The organism is Providencia sp. PROV032 (assembly GCF_028484875.1).
In the GTDB taxonomy this organism is placed as follows: Bacteria; Pseudomonadota; Gammaproteobacteria; order Enterobacterales; family Enterobacteriaceae; genus Providencia; species Providencia rettgeri_E.
This window is the reverse complement of the sequence record NZ_JAMPSX010000036.1, coordinates 1-13,803: the sequence shown is the minus strand read 5'-3', so window position 1 is coordinate 13,803 and position 13,803 is coordinate 1. Positions and strand designations below refer to the sequence as shown.

Annotated in this window: 13 protein-coding genes; 7 read left to right on the top strand and 6 right to left on the bottom strand. The window is 40.4% G+C overall.

Translation table 11 applies throughout. The features are described 5' to 3' along the window. Positions 1-224: 224 nt before the first annotated feature. Together mioC and asnC are read right to left on the bottom strand one after the other, a co-directional pair. On the bottom strand, positions 225-665 hold the full coding sequence (mioC, locus tag PSF42_RS18770; RefSeq protein WP_272680497.1) for an FMN-binding protein MioC: 441 nt from the start codon (positions 663-665) through the stop codon (positions 225-227). Positions 666-756: 91 nt separating this feature from the next. Next, positions 757-1,218: a transcriptional regulator AsnC gene (gene asnC / locus PSF42_RS18765; protein ID WP_125893840.1), complete on the bottom strand. Its 462-nt coding sequence runs from the start codon at positions 1,216-1,218 to the stop codon at positions 757-759. Positions 1,219-1,379: 161 nt separating this feature from the next. Here asnC and asnA point away from each other — a divergent pair, with 161 nt between their 5' ends. Continuing rightward, on the top strand, positions 1,380-2,372 hold the full coding sequence (gene asnA / locus PSF42_RS18760) for an aspartate--ammonia ligase (protein ID WP_125893842.1): 993 nt from the start codon (positions 1,380-1,382) through the stop codon (positions 2,370-2,372). Here asnA and viaA read toward each other — a convergent pair whose 3' ends face one another. Beyond that, the gene (gene viaA, locus PSF42_RS18755) at positions 2,373-3,830 is read right to left on the bottom strand and encodes an ATPase RavA stimulator ViaA (RefSeq protein ID WP_125893844.1); all 1,458 of its coding nucleotides are present in this window, start codon (positions 3,828-3,830) and stop codon (positions 2,373-2,375) included. Positions 3,831-3,832: 2 nt separating this feature from the next. Next, complete coding sequence (gene ravA / locus PSF42_RS18750; RefSeq protein ID WP_272680495.1) at positions 3,833-5,350, bottom strand: ATPase RavA; 1,518 nt, start codon at positions 5,348-5,350, stop codon at positions 3,833-3,835. A gap of 281 nt (positions 5,351-5,631) precedes the next feature. Here ravA and rbsD point away from each other — a divergent pair, with 281 nt between their 5' ends. From rbsD to rbsR, 6 genes are all read left to right on the top strand, one after another. After that, the gene (gene rbsD / locus PSF42_RS18745; protein WP_272680493.1) at positions 5,632-6,051 is read left to right on the top strand and encodes a D-ribose pyranase; all 420 of its coding nucleotides are present in this window, start codon (positions 5,632-5,634) and stop codon (positions 6,049-6,051) included. A gap of 7 nt (positions 6,052-6,058) precedes the next feature. Beyond that, the gene (gene rbsA / locus PSF42_RS18740; protein ID WP_272680492.1) at positions 6,059-7,573 is read left to right on the top strand and encodes a ribose ABC transporter ATP-binding protein RbsA; all 1,515 of its coding nucleotides are present in this window, start codon (positions 6,059-6,061) and stop codon (positions 7,571-7,573) included. After that, positions 7,570-8,532: a ribose ABC transporter permease gene (gene rbsC / locus PSF42_RS18735; protein WP_125893853.1), complete on the top strand. Its 963-nt coding sequence runs from the start codon at positions 7,570-7,572 to the stop codon at positions 8,530-8,532. Before rbsA ends, rbsC begins: the two co-directional genes overlap by 4 nt. An 18-nt stretch (positions 8,533-8,550) precedes the next feature. Next, positions 8,551-9,441, top strand: coding sequence for a ribose ABC transporter substrate-binding protein RbsB (gene rbsB, locus PSF42_RS18730; protein ID WP_102140435.1), 891 nt, complete (start codon positions 8,551-8,553; stop codon positions 9,439-9,441). 77 nt (positions 9,442-9,518) lie between these two features. After that, positions 9,519-10,448, top strand: a complete 930-nt coding sequence (gene rbsK / locus PSF42_RS18725) for a ribokinase (RefSeq protein ID WP_125893857.1) — start codon at positions 9,519-9,521, stop codon at positions 10,446-10,448. A gap of 3 nt (positions 10,449-10,451) precedes the next feature. Continuing rightward, a complete protein-coding gene (rbsR, locus tag PSF42_RS18720; RefSeq protein ID WP_369463360.1) occupies positions 10,452-11,453 on the top strand; it encodes a ribose operon transcriptional repressor RbsR in 1,002 nt (333 codons plus the stop codon). Here rbsR and mdtD read toward each other — a convergent pair. Beyond that, positions 11,450-12,853, bottom strand: coding sequence for a multidrug transporter subunit MdtD (mdtD, locus tag PSF42_RS18715; RefSeq protein WP_248467320.1), 1,404 nt, complete (start codon positions 12,851-12,853; stop codon positions 11,450-11,452). The genes rbsR and mdtD overlap by 4 nt on opposite strands. A gap of 48 nt (positions 12,854-12,901) precedes the next feature. Next, positions 12,902-13,600: a FadR/GntR family transcriptional regulator gene (locus PSF42_RS18710; RefSeq protein WP_213914579.1), complete on the bottom strand. Its 699-nt coding sequence runs from the start codon at positions 13,598-13,600 to the stop codon at positions 12,902-12,904. Between the last annotated feature and the right edge of the window lie 203 nt (positions 13,601-13,803).

Here is a 13,803-nt window from a genome sequence, read left to right as displayed (position 1 = left end):
CACGGGTTTCTGTGGATAAGTGGATTTTCACTTTAAAGATCATAAAAGTGTAAAGGATCATATACTGTGAATGATCCGTGATCCGTTTGCGTATAAGCTGGGATCAAAAAGGGTACTTATGCACAGCCCTTGTCGGTCTTAAAACTTATACTCTGGATAACTACGGGTTAATACCGGGATCTTCCCTGAGTTATCCACAGTTGATTGCTGATAATTTAATCAAACTAGAGTTCGTTTGCCCAAATTTTAACCCATTCACCTGCGGGATCTTCCGGTATTTCGTGTTGTTGGACATTAATTTCCAAACATTCACCGATCCTTTTAGCCCCTTGTTTGATTAACAAAGCATCTATTTTGTGGATCGCACCACAGAAAGTGTCATATTCCGAGCTGCCGATCCCTACAGAACCAAATTGAACTTGGCTGAGATCAGGAGCGCTTTCTTCTATTGAATCAAAAAGAGGTTGAATATTTTCAGGGAGATCACCTGCACCATGTGTTGAGCTTACCACCAGCCATATGCCTTCAAGTGCTAAGTCACCAAGCTTTGGACCATGTTGAATTTCAGTTTCATGACCGAGTTCTTCTAAAATCTCAGCCATGTGCTCGGCAACATACTCCGCACTGCCCATTGTACTGCCACTTATTAAGGTTACTTTTGTCATGGTGATTCTCTTTCACAATAATAGGGCGCTATTGTACGCTGTGAATGAGCTGGGATCTACCTGTGGATAATGTGGTTATATCATTTTTTTTCTACGGATTGATTGTTCGTAAGATCGGGTTTTGTAAGGAGATCAGTGTTTCAGTGGATTGTATCTCATCAATGGTCTGAATTTTGTTGATAAGTACGTCTTGTAAAGAATCGATAGAACGGCACATCACTTTAATAAAAATGCTGTATTGCCCTGTTGTGTAATACACCTCGACAACCTCTTCTAAGGCATCCAATTTTTTTAGTGCGGTTGGGTAATCTTTTGCACTTTTTAAAATAATGCCAATAAAGCAACAAACATCGAAGCCTAATTGTTTTGGGTTGATATCAATACGTGTGCCTTTAATAATTCCTGCTTGTTTCATTTTTTCGACGCGGACATGAATTGTCCCAGGGCTAACAGCGAATTTTTTAGCTAATTCTGCATACGGTGTACGTGCATTTCCCATTAATTCGTGAAGTATGTCACGATCGAGATTATCGATTTGATAATTTTCCGGCATTATTTCACCTCTATTTTAACGATTATTCATTTTTATACCTGTTTTTTTATTCAAAACAAACAATAAGGGCTTTTTTTTATGATGGATATTGAATTTATACCTCATTTTGTTGCTTAATCTATACATCAGCTAACACAGCTAACAAATTATGGGAATAAATTATGGACAAGTCATTTATCGAACATCAGCAACAAATTAGTTTTGTGAAATCGTATTTCTCACGTTTACTTGAAAAAGAATTAGGGTTGATTGAAGTTCAAGGGCCAATCCTAAGCCGTTTAGGGGATGGTACTCAAGACAACTTATCTGGCAGCGAAAAGGCCGTTCAAGTAAAAGTGAAATCAATTCCAGGTGCAACCTTTGAAGTGGTTCATTCTTTGGCTAAATGGAAACGTAAAACATTAGGTCGTTTCGGTTTTAGTAAAGGCCAAGGTCTATACACGCATATGAAAGCGTTGCGCCCGGACGAGGATCGCTTAACCCCAATCCACTCCGTCTATGTTGATCAGTGGGATTGGGAAAAAGTGATGGCAGATGAGGAGCGTACTCTTCCTTATCTGAAGCAGACAGTGGGTAAAATCTATAAGGCAATAAAAGAAACAGAAGCTGCCGTCAGTAAAGAGTTTGGGCTGGCACCGTTCCTGCCAGACCAAATCCACTTTATTCACAGTGAAGAATTGTTACAACGCTACCCTGATTTAGATGCGAAAGGGCGTGAGCGCGCAATCGCAAAAGAACTAGGCGCAGTATTCTTAATTGGTATCGGTGGTAAGCTATCTAATGGTGAATCACATGATGTTCGTGCGCCTGACTACGATGACTGGACAACAAAAAATGAAGACGGTTTTTGTGGTTTGAACGGCGACATCATTGTGTGGAACCCTATTTTACAGGACGCATTTGAGCTCTCTTCAATGGGGATTCGTGTAAGCCCTGAGTGTTTGACTCGCCAATTAAGTTTAACTGGCGATGAAAAACGTATGGAGTTAGAGTGGCACCAAGCATTAGTAAAAGGCGAAATGCCACAAACTATCGGTGGTGGTATTGGCCAGTCACGCTTAGTCATGCTACTTCTCCAACGCCAACACATTGGGCAAGTGCAATGTGGTGTATGGGGTACTGAAATGCAAGAGTCCGTTGAAGGTATGCTGTAATTAGCGGCTAAAGCGACGTAACAGCCTGCTTTTTAACCCAGTATCAAAACGCCAAATATGGTCAAAGATCTTCATGATACTGGGTTTCCCATAATTTGACACAGATACCGCATGGAAGCGGTATTTACCTTTCTTCTGCATAGCTTTTATTTTCTGAATTAACTCATCTGGTAAACGCTGAGCAACAAAATCAGAAATCACCACGGCATCCGCATCTATCCACTGCTTTGATTCCAATTTTAGTGCAGTTTCTTGCAAACAAGCTGCTAAGTCAGTCCCACCTTTAAATGTTTGATGTAAAAAACGAATACATTGCTCTAGGCCATCAATAGAAAGTAAATCGTAATGTACTATCTCGGTGGAAAATAACATCACATGGCATGCTCGGTTATCCGCCAGCGCAATTTTCATTAACGCAAGGCAAAAGGCTTTGGCGCAGCGTTCATTTAAACCACCCATCGAACCCGATGTATCAATACATACAACAAATGGCCCTCTTGGCTGCTCTTCATCATGGTGATGGGTAATAGGACGCAGAACTTTTCTTTCTTGCCAGCTATCCCCTTGTAATCGGTAGGTTAGAAGCTGTTTTTCGAGTAATTTTCGATAGAATTCAAATTCAATATCTTCAAGGCCTAACATGGCGAGTTCTGCGGGTAATAGCCGTAAAATATCGTCACTTTGATTTAAACCGTTGACTTGCTCAGGTACCGTTTCGGGGACTTTCTCCATAATAGTCATTGGTTCTAGCACCACGCTATCATCAGGGATCGCTTGCGCGGTTTGGCTACGGCCTAATAATTGCGCTATTTTTTCGAGTTCCGGCTGCTGACGTAAAAAATCACTGTATCGGCTTAATAATTGGTCATTATAAGCTGAAGTCATATTTACACCTTTGGTTAAATCCCACAGCCGCCCTGCTGCTCGTTCATTTTCGCCAAGAATATCCTCTAAATTACCACTAAGCGCCAGTCGGCGCTGTAGTTCCGCCAGCAATTGTTCTTTTTCCTGTTCTAGTAGCTCTTTATGCAGTGTTGTAACTTGTAAAATTAAGCTAATACGCCATCTTTGAACAAATAATGATTGCCTTGCACTGCGGTTTTCTATTTTTCCACTTTGTAGCTGGTGCGCCTCACGATAAAATGGGGAATCCAGCTGCTGAAGTTTTGCTATAACACTTGGTAATTGGTTAAAAAAGGCATCTGTCGAAATCCCAAGGGACTGACGATAAAGTTCAAATTCTTCTGAAAGTTGTGCGGGAACAAGCGCATCTTGCATACGCTGTTTAAGATCTTTTTTCCAACCCGATAAATCTTTGAGTAAAGCTTTTTTTAATCGAGGGTGTTTTTCAAAAAACACCGCTAATTGAGGAGTTGCTAGCAAAGATATAATGATCTCTTCGATTAATTGGCCTTCATTAACCGAAAGCAACATTTCTAATGTGGCTAAACTCATCATCGTTATTCGGCCACTTTACCCGTGATTTGGTTACGTAACTGGTTTAGTTTTTCAGTGAGTTTCATGAAGCTTTGTTCAATATCCGCAAGCCAGTGAGATTCAATAAATAAATTGGGCTGCTGCTTTTCAAACTGATAGCGCGCGGTTTGAATCTCTTCTTGGATTTTATCCAGCTTATTTAGCCACTCTTGGTTATTTGTATTGGGCACAAGTGATGAAGTTTTATCTTGAATGTATAAAGTGGATGATTGATGGCTTACATCTAATAACTGTATCTGATTTAAATTATTTACCTCAGCAGTAATTTCTTGCGCAAAACCAATCCCATTTAGGTGAGCGGCTAATGTTGTTCCTTTATTTAAGAAGGTTATCAGGGCTTTTTTATCGGTTGTTACAAAAGTAACTTTCATATTATGCAGTTGCAGCGGGCGATGTAAAAACAGGGTAACTCGACCGTCATTGATATTTTCAGGCAATACATAAGATGCCTTACGAGCAAACATCGCATTGTTTTTATTGACTTTAAATGCATCTTGGTTGTTTTGGTCTTGGGTCGATGACATCCATTGCTGATAAATTTGCTCTATTTCGCGGGTAAGTTTTCGCTGTTGCCAGCCATCTTCTTGCAATAATGACTGCAAGAGTTGTGGTAATGCATTCATAGACTGCATATCGTGCCACAAACAATCTTTCAATAACACGAGGTCAAGAGGCGAAACACTGCTACGGCCATTAAAAAATGCACTTGCTTGCAGTAAATAAACCGCTTTTTTCCAGCGCCTATCGGAAACATAAAGTTGTTTATCTGTAGCATCTAATTGTTGGCGTAATTGGTAAATAAGTTCAAAACAGTGATCGGGCAGCGTAATTTTTGGAATTTCTTGCTGCCACTGTTGGTACTCTTCATCGCTGATTTTTAAATGTTCAGGGACTTGGGGTTCATCCAAAGAGGATTTTCCAGTTAAAAGCGCACGAAAATTTTGTTTTTCTTGCACTTTATCCAGCCAAATACGGACTAACATTCGGTCAAATAGGGCTTCAAGACTATTATCTGCATCGGGCAATTCATTTGATGCGGTGACTAATAGACGCATAGGAATTGGTTTTTCTTCATCTCCATTACGAAACTTGCGCTCATTTACCGCTGTTAATAAAGTATTTAAAATAGCGGGACCCGCTTTCCATATCTCATCAAGAAATACGACTTCAGCGTCAGGTAAATAACCTTTGGTTAAACGTTCATATCGCCCTTCATCTTTTAGTGCTTGTATTGAAAGCGGGCCAAAGATCTCTTCAGGTGTTGAAAATCGCGTCATTAAGTACTCAAAAGCATTCGCATGACGAAAAGCATACTTCATTCTTCGGGCGATTAAACTTTTGGCAATACCCGGAGGGCCTAGCAGGAATACGCTTTCACCACTTAATGTGGCTAATAGGCACAAACGAATAGCTTGCTGGCGTTCATACAAACCGCTTTCAAGGTAATTGCTTAATTGGGCTATTCGTTCAGCAAGCTGCATATTTATTCCTTTTATTAATAGAGGCGTTGATATCAAAACTATCAATTTCTTTTATTACATACTGCGACCTATTTTTCCATTTTTCTTTGATATGCCCCAAGAAATCAGAAAAAACGATTCAGCTATAAGTGATTCAATAAGTTATTGTTTTTTAGCTTTTCTAATACGAACGAAACGTTTCGATACCGATCACAAATATTGACCATCAATATTGAGTTGTGACTTATCTTTACTATTATTACATGAGCGAAACGTTTCGCTTATCAGAATGGCGGTGAAAAATGAAAAAGGGTGTTTTACTAAATGCCAATGTTACTTCTGTAATTGCAAAGTTAGGTCATACAGACCAAATAACGCTTGCGGATGCAGGCCTACCGATCCCACAAGGAACGGAACGTATTGATTTAGCCATTACGCAAGGCTTACCCGATTTCATGTCAGTTTTAAGTGTCATCACCCAAGAGATGCAAGTGGAAAAAGTCATTCTAGCTGAGGAAATCAGCACCAGTAACCCACAAATGGAAGTCGCTATTTTAGCTCACTTACAACAGTTAGAAGTTATTCAAAATAATACGATTGAAATTATTTATTGTAGTCATGAACGCTTTAAACAATTGACTCATGACAGTAAAGCGGTGATCCGCACCGGAGAATGCTCACCGTTCGCTAACATTATTCTTTGCTCTGGTGTGACTTTCTGAGGTGATTATGCAACCTTTATTAGAACTTATCGGGATCGATAAATCATTTCCTGGGGTAAAAGCGCTCAGTGGGGCTACATTAAATGTCTACCCAGGAAAAGTCATGGCGCTGGTGGGGGAAAATGGGGCTGGCAAGTCAACCATGATGAAAGTGTTAACGGGTATTTATAAAAAAGATGCCGGTCAAATCCGCTATTTAGGTAAAGAAGTCGCATTCAACGGCCCTAAAAGCTCCCAAGAAGCAGGAATAGGGATTATCCACCAAGAACTCAATTTGATACCTGAATTAACTATCGCAGAGAATATATTTCTTGGTCGAGAATATGTGAATGCATTTGGCAAAATTGACTGGAAAAAAATGTTCAGTGAGTCGGACAAACTGCTTAAACGGCTTAACCTTGATTATGATAGTCATCAAACTATTGCAGAGCTTTCTATTGGCGAACAACAAATGGTCGAAATTGCCAAAGTTCTGAGCTTCCAATCACAAGTTATCATTATGGATGAACCCACTGATGCACTTACAGACACGGAAACAGAGTCCCTATTTAGAGTTATCGAAGACTTAAAAGCTCAAGGCTGTGGCATTGTTTATATTTCCCATCGTTTAAAAGAAATTTTTGAAATTTGCGATGATGTGACCGTGTTCCGCGATGGCCAGTTTATTGGTGAGAAACCCGTTAGTGAACTAGAAGAAGAAAAACTGATTGAAATGATGGTTGGTCGCAAACTGGAAGACCAATATCCAAGGGTTGATGTGCCAAAAGGAAGTATCCGTCTGCAATTGGAAAATGTATCTGGTCCCGGTGTTACCGATGCGAGTTTTACTTTGAAAGCAGGGGAGATCTTAGGGGTTTCTGGCTTAATGGGCGCGGGGCGTACAGAGTTGATGAAAATCATTTACGGCGCAGCGACAAAAAAATCAGGCACGATAAAACTGGAAGGCAAAGTCGTAACACTGAAAACACCACAAGATGGCTTAAACAGTGGCATTGTTTATATTTCAGAAGACCGCAAACGTGATGGATTAGTATTAGGTATGTCAGTGAAAGAAAATATGTCATTGACGGCATTACGTTATTTCAGTCGTCCGGGAGGACGTCTCAAGCATGGTGAAGAGCAGCAAACCGTTAGCGATTTCATTCGGTTATTCAATATTAAAACCCCGTCTATGGACCAAATAATTGGTCATCTTTCTGGTGGAAATCAGCAAAAAGTGGCCATTGCGCGCGGTTTGATGACAAGGCCAAAAGTACTGATCCTCGATGAGCCAACGCGCGGTGTAGACGTTGGTGCTAAAAAAGAAATCTATCAACTAATTAACCAGTTTAAAAAAGAAGGGCTGAGTATCATTTTAGTTTCTTCAGAAATGCCTGAAGTAATAGGAATGAGTGACCGCATTTTGGTGATGCACGAAGGTCATATCAGCGGCGAATTTTCAGCCAAAGACGCGACACAGGAAGCCTTAATGGCAGCCGCAGTGGGTAAAAATTATGGCTCAGTTCAGGAGTTATCAGTATGAGTTCAACTACAGCATCATCAAAGCGCTGGTTTAGCAAAGCATGGCTAATGGAGCAAAAATCATTAATTGCACTATTAGTTTTGATTGCCATCGTATCAACATTAAGCCCGAATTTTTTTACGGTTAATAACCTATTCAATATCTTACAACAAACCTCCGTCAACGCCATTATGGCCGTTGGGATGACGCTAGTTATCTTGACCTCGGGTATTGACCTCTCTGTTGGTTCTTTATTGGCATTAACGGGCGCGGTTGCAGCTTCAATGGTTAGCGCCGACGTTAATGCCTTAGTGGCGGTTGCGGGGGCATTGGCACTGGGTGCTGCAATTGGGGCATGTACGGGGGTGATTGTCGCAAAAGGAAAAGTTCAAGCTTTTATTGCGACACTCGTCATGATGTTATTATTGCGTGGTGTGACACGGGTTTACACCGACGGTAGTCCTATCAATACAGGGTTTAGTGATAACGCAGACTTATTTGGCTGGTTTGGTATTGGCCGCCCATTTGGTATACCTACCCCAGTCTGGTTAATGATCATCGTTTTTGCGGCTGCGTGGTATATGTTGCACCATACTCGCCTTGGTCGTTATATCTATGCATTAGGTGGAAATGAAGCGGCTACCCGTCTTTCTGGTATTAATGTCGACCGCATTAAAATCGTGGTTTATGCCTTATGTGGACTGCTAGCAGCATTGGCGAGTGTCATTGAAGTTGCACGTTTATCATCGGCTCAGCCAATGGCAGGTAATGGGTATGAACTTGACGCTATCGCTGCGGTTGTACTTGGTGGTACCAGTCTTGCTGGTGGCAAGGGGCGTATCGTCGGAACATTGATTGGTGCACTTATCCTTGGTTTCTTAAACAATGGATTAAACTTATTAGGTATTTCGTCAAACTACCAGATGATTGTTAAAGCGGTCGTCATCTTACTTGCTGTACTTGTTGATAATAAAAAGTAACCCTACAGGAAAATTATTATGAAACTGAACAAACTAGCAACGTTATTATCGGCAGTTGCACTGAGTGCAACTGTTAGTGTCAATGCGATGGCGAAAGATAGCATTGCACTTGTCATTTCTACATTGAATAACCCATTCTTTGTGACGATGAAAGACAGCGCACAAAAAGAAGCGGATAAATTAGGTTATGAACTGATTGTTTTAGATTCCCAAGACAACCCTGCTAAAGAGTTAGCAAACGTACAAGATTTAACCGTTCGTGGGACAAAATTAATGTTAATTAACCCAACGGATTCAGATGCGGTAGGCAACTCAATATTAATGGCGAATAAAGCCAATATACCTGTCATCACTTTAGATAGAGCGGCTAACAAAGGTGAAGTTGTCAGCCATGTGGCATCCGATAACCGGATGGGCGGGAAAATGGCTGCCGACTATATTGCGCAAAAAACAGGTAATGAAGCTAAAGTTATTCAATTAGAAGGTATTTCAGGTACATCAGCAGCGCGTGAGCGCGGCGAAGGTTTTAATACTGGAGCAAAAGAGCACAAATTCAATTTACTGGCGAGCCAACCCGCGGATTTCGATAGAACAAAAGGCTTGAACGTAATGCAAAATTTGTTAACGGCACACCCTGCTGTTCAAGCGGTATTTGCACAAAATGATGAAATGGCATTAGGTGCGTTAAGAGCTTTACAAACCGCAGGCCGTACTGATGTTCTGGTTGTTGGTTTTGATGGTACAAATGATGGTATTAAAGCCGTTGAAGGCGGAAAATTAGGTGCAACTATTGCACAGCGCCCAGACCAAATTGGGATTGTTGGTGTACAGATTGCAGATAAAGTCTTAAAAGGCGAAAAAGTGGATCCAACGGTTCCGGTTGAATTGGAATTAGTGGTTAAACAATAAGATAAAACCGCCATGGGGAACTGTGGCGGTTTATTTAATTTGCGATCCATTGGGTCATAGAAAAGGAAATAAACGTTATGGGTACAGCAAAGTTGGTGGTTCTCGGTAGTATTAATGCGGATCATATATTAAATGTTAAGCATTTCCCTCAGCCGGGTGAAACTGTTAGAGGCGATCATTACCAAGTTGCATTTGGCGGGAAAGGTGCCAACCAAGCGGTTGCAGCAGGTCGCAGTGGTGCTGACATAACGTTTATCGCTTGTATTGGTGATGATGATATTGGTGCGAGTATAAAAAAACAATTATTTCTCGATAATATTAAAACTGAATGTATTGACGTCGTTGAAGGTGAAACGACAGGTGTTGCCCTTATTTATGTAAACCAACAAGGGGAAAACATAATTGGTATCAATGCAGGTGCAAATGCACGACTGACCAAAGAACGATTGGCTCAATATCAGCAAAAAATAGTGGAAGCGGATGCCGTACTGATGCAATTGGAATCCCCTATTGAAACAGTGCAAATGGCCGCTGAAATCGCGAAGAAAAACAATACAAAAGTCATTTTGAACCCGGCTCCCGCTCAATCATTACCAGATTCATTATTATCACTAGTTGATATCATCACGCCAAATGAAACAGAAGCTGAACATTTAACGGGTATTACGGTTAATGATAATCAAGGTGCTCAAGATGCGGCTGAAGTCTTACATCAAAAAGGTATTAGTAAAGTGATGATAACACTCGGCTCTCGAGGTGTTTGGTATAGTGAAAAAGGGCGTGAAGGTAAAATAATTTCTGCATTTCGCGTAAAAGCAGTGGATACTATTGCCGCAGGTGATACATTCAATGGGGCTTATGTTACAGCACTACTTGAAGGTAAGGCTGACGACGAAGCGATTATTTTTGCCCATGCAGCGGCAGCGATAGCGGTGACTCGCCCAGGAGCTCAACCCTCAGTTCCATGGCGTAAAGAAATTGACCAGTTTTTGACTCAACAGGATTAACTTGTGGCAACAATGAAAGATGTGGCACGCCTTGCAGGGGTGTCGACGTCCACCGTCTCTCACGTTATTAACCAAAATCGCTATGTCAGCGAAAGCATTACCATACGCGTTAAAAATGCGATTGAAGAGTTAAATTATGCACCTTCTGCTTTAGCGCGTAGTTTGAAGATGAATCGTACGAATACAATTGGGATGTTACTGACAACAAGTAATAACCCATTTTACGCAGAGGTAGTGCGGGGTGTAGAACGTAGTTGCTACGAACGTGGTTATAGTTTGATTTTGTGCAACACTGAAGGTGATCTTCAGCGAATGAATCATAGTTTAGAAACTTTGCTACAAAAGCGTGTTGATGGGTTATTGATTATGTGCACAGAAGTACAGGGGCCATCAAAAAATGTTTTGGCTCGTTACCCTGCTGTGCCAACAGTTATGATGGATTGGTCCCCCTTTGAGTCGGAAGGCGATATCATTCAAGATAACTCTTTTCTTGGTGGGGAAATAGCCACTCGTTACCTTATCGAAGCTGGTTTCTCTCGTATTGCCTGTATTGCAGGGCCACAAGATAAATCACCAGCAAGAGCGCGTCATCAAGGTTTTATTCAAGCCATGACAGATGGCGGTATTAATATTTATGATGATTATATCATTTTCAGTGATTTTGAATTTGCTGGTGGGTTTGAGTCAATGAATAAATTGCTCAATTTACCTATCCCTCCAGAGGCTATTTTTGCAGGTAATGATGCGATGGCTGTAGGCGCTTATCAAGCGATATATCAAAAGGGTTTGAAAGTGCCGGATGATATTTCAATTATTGGTTATGATGATATCGATCTTTCGCCTTATATGATCCCACCACTCACAACAATTCATCAGCCAAAAGATAAGTTAGGCCAACAGGCTGTTGACCAACTTATTTACCGAATGGATAACCCAGAGGCAAATGCGAGCGCTTTGGTTCTTACCCCAGAGCTAATTGAACGCCAATCGGTTAAAAAATATTAATTCTTCGCTTTTTTGGTTTTATTTTTTATTAAATTATCACCGTCTGTCTTACTTAATAATAAGAAGACAAAAGCCGAGATAAGCGTAATGACGCCAACGGTAATAAAGGTGTAGTGGAAATTATCGACCGTATTGCTATTAGGTTGTCCACCATAGAAGTTTAAGATTGCAGCACTGACTGCGATACCGAAGCTTATCGATAGCTGCTGAGTCACAGCTAACATACTATTTCCCGCACTTGCATTATTGTCTGTTAAATCAGCCAGGCAAATAGTATTCATTGCAGTAAATTGTACAGACATCACCATTCCTAAAATAAATAAAGGTACAACTAACAGATAAATCGACATACTTGGTGATTGTAAGGAAAACTGTGCAATCATTAATCCGATAATAATGGTGATAACAAATAATGTATTACGGTAGCCATACTTAGTTAAGACTCGAGTAACTCCCGATTTAGCAGTGATTGACCCTATTGCTAGTGGTGCCATCATCATTCCTGCCACAACGGCTTCGTAACCAAAACCCACCTGCAACATTAATGGCATTAAAAATGGAATACTGCCTGTCCCTAAGCGTGTTGCAATATTACCGCTTATCCCAATAGAAAAAGTGCGAGTTTTAAATAAATTCAAGGGAATTATTGCATGCTTAGTACGTCTTGCATGGAAAATATAAACAAATAAGAAGAGAAAGCCGACTAAGACAATAGTGGCTGGAATTGATGTTGAAAGGGACTTATCACTGAATAAGTCTAGGCTGACAGATAGCATGACTAAGCCAGAACCAAACAATAAGAACCCTAAAGTATCAAATTTACGTTTTGGCATTTTAAAGTCAGGCATATGTTTTAATGCATAAAAGATACCTAAAACACCAATAGGAATATTAATAATAAATATCCAATGCCAAGTTGCATAGGTGACTAATATACCACCTAACAGAGGCCCCAAAATTGGACCAACTAAACCAGGAATAGTGACAAAATTTAATATTGGCAGTAATTCACTTCGAGGGTAAGCCCTTATTAAGGCTAAACGGGCAACTGGCATCATCATTGCCCCACCAATACCCTGAATAACCCTTGAGGTTACTAAAAAATTTAAGGAAGGCGAAAGGGCACAAAGTAATGAACCAAAAGAAAACAAAGAAACCGCTAAAATGAATATACGCCTTGTGCCAAATCTATCAGCAAACCAGCCGCTGACAGGGATTAATAGAGCAACAGTAAGCGTATAGCTGACCACAGCTGACTGCATTGCAAGCGGTGAGTGATCAAGGCTCCTTGCAATATCGGGTAAAGCCGTATTCAAAATGGTGGCATCGAGCGCTTGCATGAAGAAGGCCATTGCCGCAATCCATGGAAGGCCTGACATATTTTTAGCTGTTTTGAACATCAGTTACCTATACAAGTAAATTAAAGCTTCAATTGGAATATTGTTTCGTTAGTCTTGCTTTTGGGTAATTGTTAATAAGTTATAGCAAAGGTCGAGTGCTATTGTACTTTTACCATGAATAATTGCATTGGCAAGTTGTTGATGAATTTCGACCTCTATAACCTCATTATCAGTGATGACATCAAAATAACGCTGATAAATAGAACGGAATAAATTAGCAAAAGAAATTAGGAAGGGATTGGCACAAGCTTTGTAAATAGTTAAATGAAAATGATAATCAACTCTCACCCAATGCGCCCTATCAAATTCTTTGGCGAGTAACTGCATTTCACTTGCTAATAATTGTAATGATTGTTTTTGTTCTTTTGTTGCATGTATAGCCGCAAGATAACAAGCTTGAGGTTCTATTGCGAGTCGAACCATTTTAAAGTGTTCCATCACGACCGATTGCTCTTCGCTATTGGACCACCACGTTAAGAGATCTTGGTCTAAAAAATTCCAATTTGAGGGCGGCATAACCCGGGTACCTATTTTGGGGCGAGCTAACACCATACCTTTTGCAGCTAATATTTTTATTGCTTCTCTTATTGCTGTTCGACTTGCTTGGAATTGTTCTGATAATTCTAATTCGCTAGGTAAAGTGGAATCAGGTAAATAGGTGCTGGTTAAAATCAACTGGCCAAGATTTTCTGCAATAATATAAGAACGATTTTTTTGTGAGGCTGTTTGTTGCTTACTTAATTCCATAATTCATCTCAAAGCATAATTCTTAGATACATATATTACGTGAGTAGGTGCGCAATTGCTGCTGAAATAGTCAATATATAGACCGAATTTAACTTATAAATACCTTTTTGGCTAAAAAAAACACGAACAAAATAAAAATTCAAAAAAACACTTGCGAGAATTTTTCGACTCCCTATAATGCGCATCCGTTGTCACGACAAACC